General features: G+C 67.7%; 25 protein-coding genes and 1 tRNA gene. 2 read left to right on the forward strand and 24 right to left on the reverse strand.

The features are described 5' to 3' along the window. Positions 1 to 9 precede the first annotated feature (9 nt). Positions 10 to 570 (forward strand): AP2/ERF family transcription factor, encoded by a 561-nt coding sequence (locus HMPREF1316_RS13045; RefSeq protein WP_021725450.1) that lies wholly within the window; start codon positions 10 to 12, stop codon positions 568 to 570. Further along, a complete protein-coding gene (locus HMPREF1316_RS02795) occupies positions 539 to 937 on the forward strand; it encodes a hypothetical protein (protein ID WP_021725428.1) in 399 nt (132 codons plus the stop codon). Before HMPREF1316_RS13045 ends, HMPREF1316_RS02795 begins: the two co-directional genes overlap by 32 nt. Positions 938 to 1,096: 159 nt before the next feature. Here HMPREF1316_RS02795 and HMPREF1316_RS13960 read toward each other — a convergent pair whose 3' ends face one another. The 24 genes from HMPREF1316_RS13960 to HMPREF1316_RS02910 form a co-directional block, all read right to left on the reverse strand. Next, complete coding sequence (locus HMPREF1316_RS13960) at positions 1,097 to 1,294, reverse strand: hypothetical protein (protein ID WP_040651034.1); 198 nt, start codon at positions 1,292 to 1,294, stop codon at positions 1,097 to 1,099. Beyond that, positions 1,294 to 2,169, reverse strand: coding sequence for a peptidoglycan recognition protein family protein (locus HMPREF1316_RS13050; protein WP_021725390.1), 876 nt, complete (start codon positions 2,167 to 2,169; stop codon positions 1,294 to 1,296). The genes HMPREF1316_RS13960 and HMPREF1316_RS13050 overlap by 1 nt, the downstream gene beginning before the upstream one ends. Then, entirely contained in the window at positions 2,170 to 2,334 is a 165-nt protein-coding gene (locus HMPREF1316_RS13965; protein WP_021725437.1) for a hypothetical protein, read from the reverse strand. 2 nt (positions 2,335 to 2,336) lie between these two features. Further along, on the reverse strand, positions 2,337 to 2,651 hold the full coding sequence (locus tag HMPREF1316_RS02810) for a hypothetical protein (RefSeq protein WP_021725409.1): 315 nt from the start codon (positions 2,649 to 2,651) through the stop codon (positions 2,337 to 2,339). A gap of 116 nt (positions 2,652 to 2,767) precedes the next feature. Next, positions 2,768 to 3,070, reverse strand: coding sequence for a hypothetical protein (locus HMPREF1316_RS02815; RefSeq protein WP_021725387.1), 303 nt, complete (start codon positions 3,068 to 3,070; stop codon positions 2,768 to 2,770). Positions 3,071 to 3,078: 8 nt separating this feature from the next. Beyond that, positions 3,079 to 4,578: a phage tail protein gene (locus HMPREF1316_RS02820; RefSeq protein ID WP_021725488.1), complete on the reverse strand. Its 1,500-nt coding sequence runs from the start codon at positions 4,576 to 4,578 to the stop codon at positions 3,079 to 3,081. A gap of 10 nt (positions 4,579 to 4,588) precedes the next feature. Then, the gene (locus HMPREF1316_RS02825; RefSeq protein WP_021725480.1) at positions 4,589 to 5,854 is read right to left on the reverse strand and encodes a hypothetical protein; all 1,266 of its coding nucleotides are present in this window, start codon (positions 5,852 to 5,854) and stop codon (positions 4,589 to 4,591) included. Then, complete coding sequence (locus HMPREF1316_RS02830; protein WP_021725436.1) at positions 5,854 to 6,756, reverse strand: hypothetical protein; 903 nt, start codon at positions 6,754 to 6,756, stop codon at positions 5,854 to 5,856. Before HMPREF1316_RS02830 ends, HMPREF1316_RS02825 begins: the two co-directional genes overlap by 1 nt. Before the next feature lie 8 nt (positions 6,757 to 6,764). After that, complete coding sequence (locus tag HMPREF1316_RS02835) at positions 6,765 to 7,634, reverse strand: phage tail family protein (RefSeq protein ID WP_021725469.1); 870 nt, start codon at positions 7,632 to 7,634, stop codon at positions 6,765 to 6,767. A gap of 8 nt (positions 7,635 to 7,642) precedes the next feature. Beyond that, entirely contained in the window at positions 7,643 to 10,108 is a 2,466-nt protein-coding gene (locus HMPREF1316_RS02840; protein WP_021725443.1) for a tape measure protein, read from the reverse strand. A 3-nt stretch (positions 10,109 to 10,111) separates the two neighbouring features. Beyond that, the gene (locus HMPREF1316_RS02845) at positions 10,112 to 10,429 is read right to left on the reverse strand and encodes a hypothetical protein (RefSeq protein ID WP_021725487.1); all 318 of its coding nucleotides are present in this window, start codon (positions 10,427 to 10,429) and stop codon (positions 10,112 to 10,114) included. 56 nt (positions 10,430 to 10,485) lie between these two features. Further along, on the reverse strand, positions 10,486 to 10,803 hold the full coding sequence (locus HMPREF1316_RS02850) for a hypothetical protein (RefSeq protein ID WP_021725424.1): 318 nt from the start codon (positions 10,801 to 10,803) through the stop codon (positions 10,486 to 10,488). 60 nt (positions 10,804 to 10,863) lie between these two features. Further along, positions 10,864 to 11,394 (reverse strand): phage major tail protein, TP901-1 family, encoded by a 531-nt coding sequence (locus HMPREF1316_RS02855; protein ID WP_021725482.1) that lies wholly within the window; start codon positions 11,392 to 11,394, stop codon positions 10,864 to 10,866. Between the two features lie 9 nt (positions 11,395 to 11,403). Continuing rightward, positions 11,404 to 11,832: a DUF5072 family protein gene (locus tag HMPREF1316_RS02860; RefSeq protein ID WP_021725434.1), complete on the reverse strand. Its 429-nt coding sequence runs from the start codon at positions 11,830 to 11,832 to the stop codon at positions 11,404 to 11,406. Continuing rightward, complete coding sequence (locus tag HMPREF1316_RS14280; protein WP_021725416.1) at positions 11,829 to 12,212, reverse strand: HK97 gp10 family phage protein; 384 nt, start codon at positions 12,210 to 12,212, stop codon at positions 11,829 to 11,831. Before HMPREF1316_RS14280 ends, HMPREF1316_RS02860 begins: the two co-directional genes overlap by 4 nt. 2 nt (positions 12,213 to 12,214) lie before the next feature. Continuing rightward, positions 12,215 to 12,526: a hypothetical protein gene (locus HMPREF1316_RS02870; RefSeq protein WP_021725405.1), complete on the reverse strand. Its 312-nt coding sequence runs from the start codon at positions 12,524 to 12,526 to the stop codon at positions 12,215 to 12,217. Between the two features lie 8 nt (positions 12,527 to 12,534). Next, positions 12,535 to 12,882 carry a phage gp6-like head-tail connector protein gene (locus HMPREF1316_RS02875; protein ID WP_021725478.1) on the reverse strand — a complete coding sequence of 116 codons (348 nt, stop codon included), beginning with the start codon at positions 12,880 to 12,882 and terminating at the stop codon, positions 12,535 to 12,537. A gap of 18 nt (positions 12,883 to 12,900) precedes the next feature. Continuing rightward, positions 12,901 to 13,818 carry a hypothetical protein gene (locus HMPREF1316_RS02880; RefSeq protein WP_021725427.1) on the reverse strand — a complete coding sequence of 306 codons (918 nt, stop codon included), beginning with the start codon at positions 13,816 to 13,818 and terminating at the stop codon, positions 12,901 to 12,903. Between the two features lies 1 nt (position 13,819). Beyond that, entirely contained in the window at positions 13,820 to 14,422 is a 603-nt protein-coding gene (locus HMPREF1316_RS02885) for a DUF4355 domain-containing protein (RefSeq protein ID WP_021725423.1), read from the reverse strand. A 111-nt stretch (positions 14,423 to 14,533) separates the two neighbouring features. After that, on the reverse strand, positions 14,534 to 14,791 hold the full coding sequence (locus HMPREF1316_RS02890; protein WP_021725474.1) for a thioredoxin domain-containing protein: 258 nt from the start codon (positions 14,789 to 14,791) through the stop codon (positions 14,534 to 14,536). Positions 14,792 to 14,803: 12 nt separating this feature from the next. After that, a tRNA-Leu gene (locus HMPREF1316_RS02895) sits at positions 14,804 to 14,890 on the reverse strand. Positions 14,891 to 14,964: 74 nt separating this feature from the next. Continuing rightward, on the reverse strand, positions 14,965 to 16,446 hold the full coding sequence (locus HMPREF1316_RS02900) for a minor capsid protein (RefSeq protein WP_021725453.1): 1,482 nt from the start codon (positions 16,444 to 16,446) through the stop codon (positions 14,965 to 14,967). Continuing rightward, complete coding sequence (locus HMPREF1316_RS02905; RefSeq protein WP_021725394.1) at positions 16,447 to 17,817, reverse strand: phage portal protein; 1,371 nt, start codon at positions 17,815 to 17,817, stop codon at positions 16,447 to 16,449. Further along, positions 17,817 to 19,070: a hypothetical protein gene (locus HMPREF1316_RS02910; RefSeq protein ID WP_232204405.1), complete on the reverse strand. Its 1,254-nt coding sequence runs from the start codon at positions 19,068 to 19,070 to the stop codon at positions 17,817 to 17,819. Before HMPREF1316_RS02910 ends, HMPREF1316_RS02905 begins: the two co-directional genes overlap by 1 nt. Positions 19,071 to 19,091: the final 21 nt, after the last annotated feature.

Consider the following 19,091-nt stretch of genomic DNA (forward strand, 5'->3'; position numbering starts at 1 on the left):
CGTCGCGACATGGCTGGCAAGCCCATCGATTTGACCGGACAGAGGTTCGGGCGCCTCGTCGCCGTCGAGCTTACGGACAGGCGGGACAGGCACTCAGGTGGCGCCATATGGAGGTGCCGGTGCGACTGCGGCAACACCTGCGAGGTTGGCGCGCACGAGCTGCGCAACGGAAACACGAGATCGTGCGGGTGCGGGAACGCCGAGAACCGCAAGCGATCCGGCGAGAACCGCAACGACGCCGTGCTGAGCGATGGGTCACGTGCTGACAGGTACCTGTCCTCACGCCCGCGAGCTGACAACGTAGTAGGCGTGCGGGGCGTGGGCGTGAGGAAGTCGGGGAGGTACTACGCAGAAATAACGTTCGGCGGCGTGACACATACCCTTGGCACGTTCGACACGCTCGACGAGGCGGCATGGGCGCGCAGGGAAGCGGAGATAAAGCTATACGACCCGTACCTCACGGCACACGGGAAGCCGCCGACGAGCGAGGAGGAGTTCCTGAGGTCGCTCAGGGCGGCGGAGGAGAAGGAGGGGAATCATGCGCAAGGTAATCAACAACCGCCTGTATGACACCGGCACGGCAAGGCTCGTCGGCAGCCACCAGGCGGAGGTGGACGGGGGCTCCTACGTCTTCGGCGACCTCTACCGCAAGAGGACGAGCGAGTACTTCGTCGAGACGAGCGGCACGCTCGTCGGCATGGAGAGGACGATTACCCCGCTGTCATACGACGAGGCCCGCGAGTGGGCCGAGTCGCACCTCACGGCGGAGGAGTACGAGGCCGAGTTCGGCCCCGTCTCCGAGGGTGGCGGGGATGAGGTCGTAAGCGCGCGGGTAAGCGCCGCCGCGAAGCGTGCACTCGAGCGCGAGGCCCAGCGCACGGGCGAGACCCAGACGGCCATCCTTGAGCGCCTACTACTGTCGCTCGCGGGCGAGTAAGCGCCTATACCGACTAGGGCCGGGCCGTCACAGGCCCGCATACGGCCTCTCAGCGAGCCGTCTACCTGCGCAGACGCAAGAGCGCCCCCATCCTCCCGCAGGAGGGTGGGGGCGTCGTCGTGTGTGTCGTGGCCGTGCTGCGATGATGCCGCGATGGTGCTACTCGCCGTCGTCGAGCCCGTCGAGTGCCGTGGGGCCGTCCCATGGCTCGGGCTCTGGCGCCTCGTGGTGCGTGCATGCCGCATCGGGCTCCGTCGCATGCTCCCACCACAGGCACCAGATGATGCGCCCGTCGCCCGGGTAGCCGTGCGTGGCGTGGCGGCAGGTGGCGCACGTCGGCGATGACGCATCGCCCACTAGGACGTCGTCACCTCGAGCCTGATCTCGGCGAGCTTGGCGGCCACGGCGTCGGAGACGGCCTTGGCGACGGCCTCCGGGTCGGCGCCCTGGGCGCTCGCAAGCGTCCTGATGGCCTCTGCCTGGGCCGAGATGGTGGCCTGCAGCTCCTGGATGCGCAGGTTGGTGTCGACGACGTTCGCCAGCACCGTGTGCGTGTCGTCGCCGCCGATGGTCTGCCTTATGGCGTTGACCACGCGGTCGATGTCGATGAGGTTCGTCCAGGCGGATCCTGGTGCGGTGTCGTCCTGCTGCCCGTCGTTCGTGAAGGCCCAGACGTCGTTTGGCGTAGGCAAGTCGTCCTCGCTTCCCGGGGCGCTCCCCGCCCCTGTCATGTAGTCGTACCACTGCTGGCACATTCTCACGTACCTGTCGTGCTGCGGCATCCCGACCCGCAGGGGGCCGGGGCAGTCGGTGCTTGCGAAGTCGGAGTGCCCGAAGAGGTTCCTCCCCCAGGCAGGTCGGCCGAGCCCGTAGCAGGCGCACAGGGCCGCGACCAGGTGCGAGCCGCTCGCCATGCACGCGTCGGTGAGGTATCCGGGGTTTCCGCCGCGGTTGGCGTGCTCGATGCCGATGCTCCGCCTGTTCTCGGCCTTGTTGCCGCAGTGCCACGCCATGTCGCGGTCGCGCACCAGCTGCGTGATCCTGCCGGTCGACGCCACCGCGTAGTGCGCGCTGGCCGGCCTCGTCTGCCAGACGCCGTAGCATCCGGCGCCGTCGAGGTCGCCGCCCATGTAGTGCACGACGACGTGCCGGATTGGGCTCCCGGCGCGACCGCTCGTGTAGTGCGTGCCCAGCCATCGGTTCTCGTCTGCCGTGAGGCTCGCGAAGTCCATCTACCTCACCTCCTTCCGCCCTGCGGGGGCCACGCGCTCCCGCTCCTCGTGGCCGCAGTGCCTGCAGTGCCAGCCCCTCCACGCGTGCGCGCCCCGCGTCTTGGCCACGACGACCACCATCTCGTCACCGCACACGGGGCAGCGGCGGGGCCCGTCCGTCCCCATCGCTACTCGCCCGCCGCCGGAGAGGCGTCCGTCCCGGGCGTGCCGGACGCCTGGGCGACGAGCGCGGCCGCCGCGTCCTCGGGGGTCGCCCCCGCCTTGCGCAGGTCGACGTACACCTGCGCCTCCTGGGCCGCTCTGCTGAAGTTGTGGTTGCGCCAGCAGCCGTAGGCGATTGCCCCGCCGGCGACTGCCAGCGACAGGACGTTGGTGACGAGCGAGGCGTCGACCTGGTAGCCCGCGAACCCGGCGACCACCACCACGATGGTGACGACGGCGCCGAGCAGGGCCTTGACGGACTCCTTCATCTTCTTCTCCATTCTCTGCGTCTCCGCAGGTAGACGGCCCTATCAGAGCCTGTTTACGGTGTCTTGCGTCGGGCGCGGGGCTGCCTCGCCTGGACGGGACGGCCCGAGCCGTCACCGGAGCCCTGGCCCTACATGTCGTCCATGCGTATCTCCAGGTGCTTCACGCGGCTCTCGACGGCCCTCATGCGCTGCTTGACGATGGCGAGCTCCCTCTCGTGGACGCCGGTGAGCTGCCTCAGCTCGCGCATGCCGTCGCGCGTCTCCGACACCATGTCCGAGATGTAGGAGAGCTTGTCGCTCAGCATCTGCTGGCGCTCTATCGAGGCGTTCTCTCGCTCGTTGCCGGTCTCGCCGTGCTCCCGGAAGGAGAGCAGCAGGGCTATGGCGGCGACCATCAGGCTCCCGATCGTGGCTATGTCATCGAGTGGCACCGATCCCCCTATCCAAGGCCCACCGGGACGGCTATCTGGCCGGAGTAGTGGCCGAAGCTCCCCGCCCGGGCCATCACCGTCCCGTCCGACATGATGTACAGGTACCCGATGTGCGTGCCGTCGGAGACGACCGTCATGCCGCTGATCGAGTATCCCCCCTGCATCCCCACGATCGCCTGGAGGTTGACCCTCGATATCCGGCCGATCGTGCGCCACTCGTAGTTCTGCTGCAGCGTGATGTTGTAGATCTGCACGACCACGAGGAAGCCCCTGGTGGCGTACCACGCCCCGGTCTGCAGCATCTCCGTCCACGTCCCGCTCATGAGGTTGGCCGACAGGCCAGACCCATACCGCCTGTAGAAGGCGAGGTTGTGCCCGAACATCGACACGTTCTCCTGCCCGTCGTTGCCGCGCTCGAGGACAATGGCCGCGGTCGAGCCGTCCGGGCGCCTGTCGATGCCCATGCCGGCGCCACGCGTGAGGAAGAGGCCGCCGAACTCGTTGGGGTCGTTTCCCGTGCCCACGGTCGCGTAGCGGACCGTCACGCCCGCGTCCTCGTAGTGGTAGGCACCCAGCTGCAGCGCGCCGTCGTTGAAGCTCGCCCCGTCGCGCGTGATGGTGCCACCCACGTGGTCGCCGCCCGTGCGGAAGTCCACCGAGTCGGAGTCGATGGCGACGTTCGCGGCGGCGGGGTTGCCGATCGTGGCCGTGGCGCCGTAGACGGGGGCCGAGCAGTTCTGCCAGTCCGAGCCGTCCCACAGCAGCGTGAGCGTGGCTCCGGCCACCCAGTAGGCGAAGGGCGCTCCGTTGGTCATGATCGCCTGCGGCTCGCCACCGTCGATCGACAGCGTGGGATATGGAGCGGTGTTGGAGTCCGAGAAGTTGCAGTGGGCGACGAGCCCCACCTCCATGGCCGGCATCACGCCCTGCGAGGTGGCCTCCTTCGCGGCCGTGCCCGATGGCGTGAGGCTGACGAGCATCGCCACCTGCCTCGTGTCCTCCTTCGTGGGCAGGGCCGCCGCCGTGACCGTGATGGGCGCGCAGGGGGACGAGCGGTTGTGGGACGCCCTGCCGTCCGGCAGGCACGCGTCGTCCTCGGAGGACGCCGTTATGGTGCGCTCTCCCTCGCGGACGCGCACGGTCTGCGAGCCCGCGTGCGTCAGGTGGCCGACCACGACGCCGTCGACCATGAGGTTGACCCACATGAAGTCGCCCGGGATGCCGCCCTGCAGGCTGCCGTCCCACGAGATGGTGACGAGCAGGCCCTGGGCCGAAGCCGTGATGCCGGTCGGCACGCCCGGGGGCGTGACGTCCCCGACGTGCGTGGCCATGGTGGTGCCGTCGTCGTTGCCGAGGCCCATCACGGTGCGCGTCCCGTCCTGGTTGAGCACCGAGACCGGGCCGATGGGGGCCGTGGCGGCCCCGCGGGCGCCCTCCCGCGCGCCCAGGGCCTCCTGCGCGAGCCTCTCGGCCACGCTCTGGAGCCCCGTGAGCTTGGTGTGTCTCATTGCCCCCCCCCTATGAAATCGGATCGAACGTTGCCTGGCCTCCCCGCGCCCAGGTAGGGTGCTGCATCGGGTCGAAGGTGAGGGCCACCTCGGGCCCGGCGGTGCCCGACATCTCCATGAGCCGGAGGTGGTAGGTGCCGTCCGGCAACGTCGGAAAGCCCTCCACCGCCACGTCGACGCGCTGGCCGGGCCACACCACGCCGGGCTGCGGCGCGTGCGGGTCGGCGGCATCCACCGTGCCCGTGAGCTGCACGACCGGGCGGCTCACCTCGGCCAGGTGGGCGTCGGCGTGGCTCGCGAGGACGTCTGGCGTCTCCCAGTCAACGCTCGAGCGCGTCGCCTCCATGAGCGGCCAGGGGTCTCCCTGCTCGCAGAGCGTCATGTCCTCCGACTGGTGGCAGAGCATGGCGGTCTCCTGCCCGGCGCCCGTCGCGAGCACGCGCTCGCACGGCCCCTGGCAGGCCACCTTGAGGCCCTTGAGGGTGCCCCCTCCCGGGCGGCACGTGAGCATGGGCACCTCGCCGCCCATGTGCACGTAGGGGTCGCTGTCGGTGCCGCCGTCCAGCGTGAGCCTCACGTGGGCCTGGTCGGCGAGGTACGGACGCAGCGCGAGGTCGGGGCCGTTCGTGACGTTGGAGATGTTCTCGAGCAGCCGCCTCGCGCTTGAGTTGGCGACGTTGTAGCCCCAGTACGTTCTCTGGTGCGTCCCGACCTCGCCGAGGTACGGCAGGTCGATGGGCAGCTCTCCGCCGCGCTTGCCTGACGTGCAGAGCCTCACGACCTCGGAGGCTATGGCCCGGAGCGACAGCCCGGAGAGCGCGACCGAGCTGGTTGTGGTGCCCCAGACGGTGCCCTCCTGCTCCCCCTCGTGCTGGTAGTCGGCGTCCTTCGCCCACGTGGAGCCGGTGCCGAAGGTGCCCTCTGGGAAGAGGTGCCTGGATCCGAGGATGCCCATGGCCGACAGGAGCGAGAAGCTCGTGTCCTGCCAGGTGTCGGTGCGCGGCCCTATGGCCCCGAAGACTACCGGGCGGCCGTCCCACATGAGCACGAGCGCACGGCGGTAGCTCGCGAGCGCCCGCTCGCGCTCCCCCTGGGACCCCCACGGCAGCGCCGTCCACGGGACGGTTATCCCCGAGCCGGTGTAGTCGCCCGCGCCCTTGTCCCTGGTGGTCGAGAGCGAGCAGTCCGACACGCTCACAGACCACGAGAGGCGCGGTATGTCGATGGGCTCGCCGAGGAGCCCCGTCATGGTGTCGGCCAGCCTGCACTCCCACATTATCGGGCGACCCCCCGGTCGACCACCAGCATGCGCATGCCGACGTTGGCGGTCGGGTATCCCGGCTTCGTCGAGATCAGGTCGACGGCGGCGCCCTCGTGCCACCCGTCGCGCGCCGAGACGACGTGCGTCCCGGCCCTGAGGGTCGTGATGAGTGACACGCCCTTCGTCTCCCACGCCCCGGAGTAGGCGATCTCGTCCATGAGGGACGATGCGCCGTCCACGAGTATGTCCACGACGAGGGAGCCGGTGGAGTTGAAGTCGTGCGTCGTCGCGGTGCGGTCGTAGCGCACCTCCACGACCCTGTTCGTCGGCAGGCTCAGCGTGGCGACGGCCCTGGTCTTCCAGTCGGCGTTCGACGCCGAGACACGCTCGCCCGTCGAGTCCCGCACGTCGGCCAGCACGCCAAGCGACGCCCCGTAGGGCACCGCGTCGTGGTAGGAGCCGCGCGTGACGGCCCCGGCCGTGCTGGTGGCCCCGGCAGGCACCTGCATGTCGCAGATGCGCTGCGCCCTGGCCGGGATGTCGGGGGCCACGGGGCTCACGGCGGGCGCCCCGTGGGTGACGCCGAGCGTCACCAGGTTGTCGGCGTCCCCGAACGTCACGTCGTGCGCCATCACCCACACCGCGTCCACGCGCGGCGTCGTGCCGGCGTTCGGCGTCGTGGCGACCGTGCCGCCCTCGCAGTACGCCTCCACGTAGCCCTGGGATCGGTTGGCCCCCATGGGGATGACGGCGACGCCTGGCGAGACCGCGTAGGACATGGCGGTGCCGCCGCTGACCCTGAGGCCGTCCACGACGCCGCCGGCCTCCCAGTGCGCCGCGACGATGCGGCGCATCATGGCCGCCGTGCAGCCGTTGCCGGCCGCGTCCTGCGGCACGGGGAATCCGACAGTGCTCATGTGTCCTCCTATACGTACGTGTCGTAGCACGTGACCTCGCACGTGCACCCGGCGTCGGCCTCGAGGGCGAGCTGGAGCGTGCCGCCGGGCCCCACCGACGGGAAGCGCCGGGAGTCGAGCCTGCGGGTGACGTCGACGCCGCCCTGTCGCGCCGTCCCGCGCATGCAGTCGAGCACGATGGGGTTCCACACGGGATCCTGTCTGCTCGAGACAGCCTCGCCCGTCGCCACGTCCGTCACCGCCCACCCGTTGGGTGAGCTGCCGCCGATGGCGATGGTCGGCCACGCGGTCGAGGTGCCCCGGTTCCCTATCACACAGAGGCTCTGCACGGCGCCAGAGCCGCCGAAGCTCACGGGCCAGGAGAGGCTGCCCTTCGCGTCGAAGACGAGCCCCATGGTCGAGGCGGCGCCGCCGAGCATCCGGCCCGTCCGGACGGTCGTCGAGAGCCTGCGCGGGTCGGGGCACACGACGGTGATGGAGCCGACCACCATGCTCCCGGCCTCGTCGAGCTTGTCCCACATCGCCCTGAGGTAGCCGACCGACCACGTGCCGCCCGCGCTCGAGCCGTCGTCAATGACGCGGATGCGCACGTTGCGGTGCGCCATGGCGTTGACCGACCCCATGAGCGACAGGACGCCGTCCCTGTCGTCGGCGACTGCGGCTACCCCGATGGTGACCGTGCGCGGCCCGTAGAGCACGGCGGCGTCCTCGACGTCGAAGTCGCCGTCGCCCATGCCGCGCGCCACGGAGGGCACCTTTAGATCGGGGTGGCTGTACCAGCCCTTGGTGTCATCCGTTGCGACGAGGCACGGGTCGTCGACGGGCGCCCCATGGATCGTGACGTCATCGAGGCCATCGGCCGACAGGATGATCAGCATGTGGCCCCCTAGAGCTCCGCGAGCGCGGAGCGGTTGAGTATCGCGGCTGCGCTGTAGAGGTCCTCGTCGTCGCGCACGATGACCACGTGTTGGTCCACGGTCGTGCCACCTGACGCGTCGCTCCCCCTGAAGAAGTCTGAGAGGGCGTCTGACATGAAGCCCACGAGCCTCTCGACGGGAAGCACCGCCTCCGGCCCGGCCTCGCCGCCGCCCAGGACGCTCCCACCGCTGGCGCCGAAGATGGTCGGCCTCGTGAGGATGCCGCCCCTCGCGTACCAGCTGACGCCGATGGTCGGTATGCTCGGCGGGTCGAGGCTGAAGCTCCCGGATATAGAGAAGTGCGGCAGCTTTATGTGAGGCAGCTCGAGGTGCAGGCCCTTGAAGAACCCGCTTATCGCGCTGAGCCCGTTCGAGACGACGTTCTTCGCATCGCCGATCCTGCTCGATATCGTGCTGGCTATGGCCGAGAAGACGCCGCTGACGGTGCTCGAGATGCCGTTGAAGACGCTCGTGAAGACGCCTGCGATGCCCCTGAGGATGCCGCCTATCGTCCCCGCCATGGCGTTCATGATGCCGCCGAGGATGTTCGCGAGTCCGCTCATGACGGACTTCGCGCCATTGGCAGCCATTGACCAGTCACCGGTGAAGACGCCGACGAAGACGCCGACGATGGCCTCTATGGTGCCGACCACAGCCTGGACGATGCCAGCTATGACCTGCATGGCCCCGGAGATGACGGCACCGGCCACGGTGAACGCGGCCGTGAAGACGCTCGACACTATCCCAGCAACCATCGTGAGGGCCGGGCCGACCACGCTCGCCAGAACCATTGCCACCGCCTCGAACACGGGCTGCAGCGTCTGGAACATCGGCACGAGGTACGTGCCGATGGCATCCCCTATCTGCTGGAACGCCGTCTGCGCCGCCTGCAGGGCTGGCGTGAGCAGCGGCCCGACGTTCGCGGCGAAGTCCTGGAAGCCCTGGACGAGTATGTCCCATGCCGGGCCGAACGTCTGCGCGATGTAGTCGCCTATGCCCTGGAGCGCGGGCACGAGCGTGCCCATGAACCAGTCCGCGACCGGCTGCAGCATCGTGAGGGCGTTCGTCCCGCCGTCCGCGATGCCCTGGAGGTATCCGGCGAAGCCCTGGATGGCCTGCGCGCCGATGTTGATGGCGTCAGCGAGGCCCTGCCCGACCCACTGCACGAACTGCGAGATGACGGGCATCACCGCGTCGACGAGCGGTGCGGCGAACGACACGAAGGCCTGGGCGAGCTGCCCTATCGAGCCGAACAGGTTGCCGAGGGCGTCCTGGAGCGGAGGGCACACGGCCACGATGCCGAGGAACGCCGCGACGGCGACGCCCACCGGGCCGCTCATGGCACCGAGGAGGCTCGTGAGCGGCGCAAGCACTGCGCTCAGGCCTGGTATCCCGGAGATCACCGGCGCGAGCCCACCACTGGCGAAGGCGGCGAAGCCCGCGATGACAGGTGCGAGCGCGGGCATGATGGGGCCTATCTTGCCTGGAACCTCGTCTATGGCCGCCGAGAGCCTCTTGAAGAGGTCGACGGCGCCCTGGATGACCGGCGTGGCGAGCGGCTCGACCATCCTCGAGAGCGCGGCACGCACGTTGGCGGCCGCTCCCTGGAACGTGTCACCGGACGCCTTGGCCGAGTCCCCCAGGCCCTCGCGCATCGCGTCCGAGAACGTCTGGAAGTCTATCTGGCCCTTGGAGACCATGTCGGAGACCTCGGCCGTGGTCATGTGCAGGTGGTCGGCGAGCAGCTGTAGCACTGGCACGCCGGAGCTTGTGAGCTGGAGCATGTCGTCGCCCATGAGCTTGCCGCGCGCCGCGACCGACGAGAAGATCGTGCCTATGTCGTTGAAGCTCCTGCCAGAGGCAGCGGCGACGTTCGCCACGGCCTGCAGGCTGTTGGTCATGTCCTGGCCGCTCCTGATACCTGCGGCGGAGAGCGTGGCCGCGGCCGTCGCCGCGTCGCCGAGGCCGTAGGCGGTGCCACGCACGGCGGTCGTGGCCGAGTCCATGATGCTGGCGATGTCGGCCGCGTCGTGGCCGAAGCCGGCGAGCTTCTTCTCCGCGTTGTCGATGGCAAGGGCGCGGTCGAAGCCACCTTGGACGGCTATGCCTGCGACAGCGGCCACACCGGCCTTTCCGACGCTTCCGAGCGCACCGACGAGCTGTCCGGCGTTCTCCCTCACGGCAGTGAGGGAGCTGGACACCTTATCCTTTATGGACGACCTCACGCCGTCCCACGTCGATGACGCCTTGGCCCTCAGCCTGTCCCAGGCCGAGCCCGTCTCAGAGGACATGCCGTTGACGTCAGACGTCGCGGAGCTCGTCGCCTGCCTGCACTTCTGCTTGAAGGCGTCGAGCGCGCCGGAGGCCTTCCCCACGCCATCCGTGAAGCCGGACGAGTCGGCCGTTATCCTCGCCGACAGCGTGTAGTCAGCCATGTGTCACCGCCCGTCGATGTGTGCCTGTATGTCGCGCATCTTGTCTCGCGCCTGTCGTGGGCTCATGCGCCTCATGGCAGTGAGGTCCTCGTAGAGCCTGACCGCCCTGCTTCCCTTCTTGGCCATGGCGTTGGCGAGGGCGTTGGCGAGGGCGTCCCTCAGCGTCTCTGCCTCCTCGGCGTCCCTGTCCTCGATGGCGCGCGCCAGGAGCACCCTCTGAGCCTGCGTGATGCCGTCCCACTGGTCAGGCGTCCACCCGAGCCTCGCGGCCACGTACGCCCACTCGGCGTCCTCGGCGTGCTCCCGTGGGACGAGCCTCATCCACGGGTGGCCGACGCTGCCTGCGCTGGTGCGCCTGATGACCTGCCTTGTGAGGGCTACTGGAATAAAAAACCACAGTCGCGGCTGAGAGCCTCTGCGGCCAGGTTCATGAGCGACACCATGCCGTGCTCGCCGATGTAGCCATCGACTACCTGCATGGCACGCGTGGGGTTCACCCACGCCGCGCTGCCGACCTCGCGCAGGCCGTAGGCAACCACCGTGCGCTCGTCCTTGATGGTCGGCATCTGGCTGAACACCTGCACGACCGAGCGGTTCCCGAGGGCCGCCTCGGCCATCTCTATGCGCTTCGGGACGTACACGATCTCGTACTCGGTGCCGCCCTGCTCGAGCGTCGTCTGCTGCGTGTCTGCCATGCTGCCCTCCATGTCGGCGGGAGGCGTACGGGCCTCCCACCATGATCGTCGCTGTCAGTCCTAATGGCGGTTCGACGGCTTCGCCGCCGCCTTGGCGGCTGCGGCGGTGTCGATGTCGAACCAGGTGAGCTTGCCCGTGCCGGTGAGCGAGATGCTCGCCGTGGAGTTGTCATCCGCAGGGGCGTCGTTCTCGTACTTGGTCACGTAGGCCAGGCCGCCGCAGCGCGGCGTGTAGTTCGTGTCGTCGTACACCTGCTTCATGCAGATGGCCGTGCCGTCCTCGAAGGCCTTGCGGAGGGCCTTGTCGGACTCGCTGTCCTTGACGGTCGCCGTGTCGATGTCGAGCGTCCAGCTCTTGGTGGACGGCCGGTTGATCTGCCAGGTCTGCTTCGTGTCCTTGCTGGTGAAGTTGGTCGTGTCCGCAGAGAGCGAGATCTTGGCGCCGGTCTCGCCGTCGATGGCGAGCAGCTTGGTTCCGTCCGCGTTGAAGATGCACGTGAGGATGTCCGAGCCCTTGAGGGCGGCCACCGACTTCTCGGTGACGCAGTACGCTCCCGAATCGAAGTTCGTGGTGGGTGCTGGGTCTGGCATTGATGCCTCCTATTTCGCGATGAGCCCGTACGAGACCGTGAGCTCGTATGCCACGATGGCATGCCACTCGCCCGTCCCGTCGCGCTTGATGTTCTGGATTCCCATGTCGTCCTGGCGCACCAGGTTGAAGATGGGGCACTCGGACGCGTCGACCACCACGTCCTGCTCCATGGCCTCCTCGAGGGAGGCCACCATGGCAAGCACGCCCTCCTTCGACCTGGAGGGTGACGATATGGCATGTATCTGCACGTCGAAGACGTCGAGGAACATGGTCTTCGACTTGCCGGGCCTGCTCCCCACGAGCGACACCGAGTAGAGCGGCGACGGCTCGTCGTCCGGGTCGAGGACGCACCTGGTGCCCGTGCCGTCCTGGATCCTCGCCACTATCGCGGCCACGAGGTCGACCGGCGAGAGCCGCCTCAGCATCCGCCTGCTCATAGACCGGCCTCCCTCAGCGCCTCTCCTACCCTGCGTTCGAGGATAGGCTGGGCCCTGCGTACCTCCTGCGACAGGAAGTGCCGTCCCTCGACGTAGGGGGCCTTGAGCCGCTTGCCAAGCTTCGGCACGTACCTCCCGACCTGCTGCCGGTGCCCGTACTCGACGTGCGGGGCGTACTCGGCGTTGTAGCCCACGTATCCCTCGGTGTCCGTGACCTCCTGCCTGAGCGAGTTCACCAGGCCGCCGGAGTCACGCGGCGTCGATGCCCTGAGGTCCTCGGCCATCTCGTTCACTGTCGCGGTGATGGCTGTCCTCACGGCGAGCTGCCCGAGCCCATCCAGCGCCGCCGAGAGCCCACCATCGTCCAGCGTGATGCCCATTGCTAGCCACCCTTCTGCCTCGTGCAGTACAGGGATCGGCGCCTGCCAAGGTCTGACACCTGCGTTACCTCGTAGGTCTCGCCGTCCTGACCTACCGGAAAGCGGATCGTGTCCGCCCTGCGGACGGTGGCCACGGGTGCCGTGGTGACCAAGGCGAGGTCGCAGGCCCTGTAGCCGTTCCCCTCGTTCTCGGTGGCCGTCAGCCCCCATGGGGTGGTGCGCACGCGCACCCTTCCCAGGCTCCTTGACTCGCGGATTCGGTTGCCGAGCCTGTCACGCCTCCCGGTGTCGGAGAGCTCATAGAGCTCCGCCATGCGCCACCTCATACGAACCTCACCTTCGGCAGCCCGGACGAGCCGTCCGCGCGGGCCATGTCGGCGAGCGCGGACAGCTCCCGGTCGTACTCGGAGAGGAGGTCGTCGACGAAGGTGACTGACATGACGTCGCCCTGGCCCTCCGACTCGGACGTGATGCCCTCGTCGAAGCGCCGGTTGACGGCCTTGACCGTGGCGTCCACCACGATGGACTCAGCCAGCGCAGGGAGCCTTGCGACGCCTGCCCGCAGGCACACGCGGTCGGAGACGGACTGGACGGCCTCCGCCAGCCACTCGTCGGACGGGACGTCCTCCCAGGCGTCAAGCCTCGCCTTGACGCGATCCAGGACGGCCATGCCGCCACCTCCCTGTCATTAGGCTCCGGGCGTGATGGTGCCCTTGAGGACGGCGTCAGACACCTCCGGGAAGACCTTCGTGCCGCCCATGACGAGCGTGTCGATGCTCGCGTTCGTGGTGATCACGGCGTGCGTCATGCCAAGCATGCCGGTCGCGTCTGACGTGAGGCCGAAGGTCTGTGCAAGGTCGCCACCGTTGGCGGGCACGTAGGCGATGTTCAGGTTCTGTGCGGCTGTGCCGAAGACTGTGCCTGCGGGAACTTTTGCACTCGTGAAGGTCGTGCCGAGCCCCAGGAAGTCCTTGATGTAGGACATACCGAATGCGCTCTGGGTCGTGATGGTGGCCGTGCCGAGGTAGGATGCCACGTCGGTCGGGTTCACGAAGAACGCGAACGGCGGGACTCCGTCGTCGTCGATGTCACCGAAGCCGTCGTAGTCCTCGAAGATGGTCTCGAGCGCGGCCCACATGTTGGCGAGCGCGGCCTGCAGCGTCTTGCCCGCGGGAGCGGTCTTGGTCGTGCCGGTGACGGCGGCGAGCAGGTCAGACTTGATGTTGCCCTGCAGGCCCGCGACGAACTTCGCGTCCGTGTCGTTGATGGCGCGGTCACGGCCCTTGCCCTGGACGGCCTCGGCCGTGGTGTTGCGGCGCCACTTGCTGAGGCCGAGCGTGATGGTCTGGTCAAGGGTGCGGGACACCTTGGAGAGCGGGATGTACTCGCCCTCGGCGACGTTGCCGCCCTTGACGTCGGTCGTGTACTTGTAGGTCTTGATCGTGCCTCCGTCGGCAACGGGGATGAGGTTGGTCATCCCGAGCAGCTTCTGCAGGCGCTGGATGCCCTGCGCGAAGCGGTTGACGTAGTCGATGGAGATGTCAGGTGCGAGGTCGGCCGCCTTGGTGACGCCGGCCTCCGGATAGCTCAGGTTCGCTGCTGGCATGTCATGCCTCTTTCTGCTGGTTGGTGAATAGCTCTATGTGCTCGCGGATGGCCCTCTGGCGCTCGGCGGTGTCCTTGATCGCCATGACGTCGGACTTGGTCATCGGCTTTCCGGTGCCGCCCGCCTTCGGCGCGCTGCCAGAGAGCCTGGCCTTCACGGCGGACTCCACAGCCGCGTCGAAGGCATCAGCAAAGGCATCGACCGCCGCCTTGGTGTCCTCGGCCGTCTCGCCGACGAGCATGCCCACGAGCTCGTCCGGCACGCTGATGCTGCGCCCGGCGAGCTGCCTCCTGGACTCTGCGACCATGCCGGACACCGACTTCTCGCGCTCGAGCTCGTCGAGGCGCTTCTGCAGCTGGTCGCGCTCGTACTCGGCCTTCTGGGTCGCGTTCATCTCGGCGAGCTTCGCGGCCTCGGCGACCTTGGCCTCCTGCTGCTCCTGCCACTTAGCGAACTTCTTCGCGATGATCGCGTCCACGTCCGCGTCGGTGTAGGTCTTGCCGCCCTGCTGGGTGCCCTCGCCCTTCTTGGTCGGGTCGGTCTGCTGCTGGCCCTGCTGGGCGCCCTCGCCCTGCTGCTGCGTGCCGTCGTTCTCGTCCGCCATCCGCGTGCTCCGTATCCCCGCATGTCATGGCCCTGCGGCTCGGCCTTCCCACGGTGCTTTTAGCGTCATCACGTCTCGGACGCGCGAGCGGGCCACCGTCCCCGGTTGGCCCTACTCGCAAAGCTCGATGATCCTGTCCACGGCATCGGCCGTCGGGTAGCCCCTGCAGCGCATGAGCTCCTCGTCCCCGTCGTCCACGGTGACCGTCGGGAGGTAGTCGATGTCCCTGTCCATGGCCTCGCACGGGCACCAGTCGATGTCCTTGGTGAGCGGCTCTATGCCCTCGTCCTCGAGCGTCGGCACGAGGTCGCGCAGCGTCCCCCTGCACGGGGAGCACCAGCTCGCGTGCCAGATGGTGACCGTCGGCATGAGGTCCTCCTATGGTCGGGGCGGCGGGACTCGAACCCGCAAGGCCGCACGGCCACGTGCTCCTGGGGCACGCGCGTATGCCAGTTTCGCCACGCCCCGAAATCGGGTATACTGCCAGTGACGCCGAGCTCCACCCGGGTATACGAACCAGAGCAGAGAATCGGCGTCATTCTTTATCTGAACACCCTCTCAAGAAGCTCGGTGAGGGCGACTATTACCTTTATATCGCCCTTCTTAATCATCTCCTGCAGCACCTCTTCCTCCTGGGTATCGGTGAGCGTGCGGAGAGATAGGTCTACGATGACGTTCTCGCTTTGCCGTGCTGCATCGCCTATCCTCACCTTTGCCTTGTATGCGCTGCGTGTGCCGAGGCGTTTCATCTCATAAGGAATACCGTCAAGAAGCATGTCTGCGTTGTGTGATCCCGGTTTGCTCGATTCGAGCTTGAATCTCACCTTGTGGCCGTTCCTGGCGAGCCACGTTGCCGCCTGAATCTCCTTGGCCTTGGGCTTCGCCCTGTACTCGGCGCTCACGCGCCCGTCCGATATCGAAGACAGGTAGGCGTTCACCGTCTCGTCATAGCCCCTGCGGCTCTTGCCGGTGGCCCTGTAGTCCCTCCAGACGCGCCCGAAGTCGCTTTCGATGCGGCCGCATTCGTCCTGGACGGCGCGCGCCCTCTTCGCACGCTCGCCATCATCCGTCATGCGCCTGGCGGCAAGCTCGGCACGCTTGGCGTCCACCTGCTGGCGCGTCCAGGCGTCCCAGTCGTCGACGGCCGGCGCTATCTGGCAGCGGCAGTTCGGGTGTATCGGTGGCAGGTTCACTCCGGGCATGGCGTCCTCGACGCGGAACGTCTTGCCGGTGAGGCCCGAGCACTCGGAGCACGTGCGCTCGTCGCCTATCGGCTCGACGCGGTACTCCTCGAAGCCCTCGCGGGCGAGCTCCGCGAGCTGGGCCTGGCGCGAGACGTAGGTGCCCTCGGTATAGACCAGGCGCATGACGCTCGACTCGGAGACGCCCACGAACCGCTTTGACACGGCGTCCGCCAGGCGCCGGTAGGACTCGCCCCGCGCCAGGGCCTTGGCCATGTCGTCCTGGACGTAGGCTGCAACCTTGTCAGCGTTGTTCCAGACCCTCTGGCTGTAGCTCTCGCCAGCATTCCAGGGCGTCCCGACGAAGCGGCGGATCGTGTCGTCGTCCATCGAGTGGAACGACCTGCCGTAGCCCATCGCCTCTGCCACCGCGTTGGCGCCGCGCGCCGCCTGGCGGGCGAAGTGGGCGCCAAGGCCGTCCGTCGCCTGGGCTGTGGCACGCGCCAGGTGGAGCCTGGCCGACGCCTGGAGCCCCTCGAGGCGGTCAAGCTTGTAGATGCTCTTGCGTATGGCGACCATGTCGGCCTTGTCTGGGTGGGCCGTGGCCCATGCGTCGCAGTCGCGCATGAGCAGGTCGCGGTCTGCCTCGTCCATCGCCTCCAGCATCGTGCGGTAGCGCAGGACGCCGTCCTGCCCGTACCGCTCGTAGTAGCTCGCAATCTCCTTGGAGAGGTCGGCCATCTCGGTCTCGTAGGCCCTGGACACGCGCCTTGCGAGGGCGTGCTCGTCTGACTCCATGGCCGCGTCAGCCCTCGCGATGCGACGCTCCCAGTAGGTGGCCACCTACCCCTCCTGACCGCCCCTCTGGGGCACCAGCGCGGCGGCGCGCGCCTCCTGCTCGTCCGCCTTGCGGCGCATCTCCGCCTTGGGGTCGGGGACGTTGGAGAGCACGGAGAGCTGCGTCTCCTCGGACGTGATGCCCGAGAGGTTGCCGGCTATCTGCGATTCCTCCAGCAAGTTGTTCGGCAGGTTGCGCGTCATGATGACCTGCACGCCCTCCCACGCGTCCGGAGAGAGCGAGTTGCCCGCGTAGCCGCAGAGCAGCATGTGACGCCGACCAAGCCCGCGCTTGAACTTGCGCTCCTTGACGAGGGCGAGATCACTCATGGCCTGAAGGCGGTACTTGATGGCGATACCGCTCGAGGTGTCGAAGCTCTCCGAGCTGAGGTCTGAGACCATCGAGAGCGTGAAGATGAGCCTCTCGAGGCGGTCTATCAGGTGCTCCTGCGTCCCGTCCGCATCCGGTTTCGGCAGGAAGTCAACGACCACGTTTGACGCGTCGCGGCCCTCCAGGTTGATGATGCGCGAGTCACGCAGGTTCTTGAGCGTCTCTTCATCGAGGTGCGCGCCGAGTATCTTGAGGTAGGCGTCGGCGTAGTACTCTACGTCGTTGGCCTTCTCGCTGAGCGCCTTGTCGTGAGCCTCTATGAGCGTGATTACGCCCTCGAAGAGGCCCTGGCGCTCCTCGTTGTCCACGTACTCGACGGCCGGTACGTCCGGGAAGCCGTGCTCGGTCGCCTCACCGAACCTCACCGTCCCGCCGACGAGTTCGAACGGCGTCTCGTACGTGGCGTCGTACAGTGTCCCGCGAAGCGTGTCAGGACGGTTGTCGAACCTGTTGTCATCGCGCCAGAAGCGTACGGCCCAGAACACCTTGCCAGCTACGCTGTCATCGCGGATGAGGAACATGTTCATCGGGCTCACGAACGTGCTGTGCGGCTCTGCCATCCAGTCGCGCCACATGACCTCGTACGACTGGCCGTAGATATCAGCGAGCTTGCTCAGCTCGGCGTTGAGGTCGTCGACGTCGTTAGCGGAACCCCACGCGTTGAGCCATTGGATGGTGGCGTCATCGTCACCCAGGAGCTTTGCCGGGCGTCCGAGGAAGTAGCCGACCATGGAGTCCACGATCTGGCGGGCGTAGTTGGCGACGAGGCGGTTGTCGGGCTTGTACTCCGCCTTAGCCGCCTGGTGCAGGATCGCGTGGTCGCCCTCGTACTCCCTGCGCAGCATCGCCAGCCTTGGGAGGTGGCTGGCCTTGTAGTCGCTCAGCATCGATGCGAGCAGGTCTCCGGTGAGCTCCGTCCCGTCAGGCACGCGGTATCCGCCGCACGGCTCGTAGGTCGCGGCGTCAGCCGCCTTGCTGTCGGCCACTATATCCCTCCCCTGAAGAGATGCACCCTCGGCGCGTCGTCGTGGAGCCTGATGGCGCACGCCAGCGAGTCGGGCGCATCGTCGTGCTCGGCGCCCTCCGTGTAGTCCATGACCTCGTCCCAGTAGGCCGCGCTGGCGTCGCGTGCGCTGTCATAGCGCACGAGGTCGGCCCAGCGCCCACGGGCGTGGGTGGATATCTTGACGAACTTGTTGGCGCTCTCCTGGTACGTGGAGACGGGAAGGCCCATGCCGCGCATCCTCTCGGCCAGGTAGCCCTTGTCGGCGTTGCGCTCGCACCATACCGTACCGAGCCTGAGCGTCTCGTGGAGCTCCATGATGCGGGCCATGCAGCGGTCGACGTGCGTCTCGCGGAAGAGCTCGCCGTGGACGTATGGCCTGCCGTCGTGCCAGGCGATGCAGGTGACGGCCGTGCCATCGCTCCCGCCATACGCCGCGTCGACGTGCATCAGTCCGTCGTACAGCAGCGTCTGGTCGGCGAACGCCTCTGGCTCGCCCTCGAACACCGCGCCATCCTGGGCCACATGGCGAAGCTCGTAGTTCGCGGCGAAGAGCGAGCGCGTCATGGCCTTGCGCAGGTCTGCGGCCTCACCGTCCGACACGAGGCCGGTTGAGTCCCACGGCCAACGCTCCGGCTCTGGCATGAGCTGGAAGGCGTCATCCCTGTGCCACGGTGTGCCCGTGTTGACGATGCGGCCGCCCCTGTTGCGGACGTTCTGAAGCTCGCGGTAGAACGCCTTGGTTGCCTCGCGCTCCGCCCTCGACGCCCTGTCCCTGAGCGTGACGACGTCATCCGTGAAGACCACGTCGTAGTGCTTGCCCGTGAGCGATTCGCCGATGCCGTATCCCGAGAGCTGCGGAAGGCCCGAGACGTTGCATGCGAGGTCGGTGCTTATCGCCGTCGAGCTTGCCGACGTCACTCGCGCTGGCCGGCCGTATATCGTCTCGATGACCATGGCCGACGTGTCGGAGCAGAGCATGCGGGCCACCGCCGACATGACTTCCTCGACGTCCGGGGACGCCTTGCGAAAGAAGCCGACGGTTAGCTGTGGCTTGGTGACCATTAGCAGCCAGAGGGCCACCTTGACGCAGGTGGTCTTGTACGAGCCTCGGTGCGCCTGAAGCGTCCAGTCTCCGTCGCCGAACGCCATACGGCGTATCCATCCGTCGTGCAATGGCTCGACGAGCCTGTCGTAGCCCATCATGCGGGCGAGCCTGACAGAGTGTGACGCCATGACGCGTGCAAGGGCCTGCGC

It is taken from the genome of Olsenella profusa F0195 (assembly GCF_000468755.1).
GTDB classification, from domain to species: Bacteria; Actinomycetota; Coriobacteriia; order Coriobacteriales; family Atopobiaceae; genus Olsenella_F; species Olsenella_F profusa.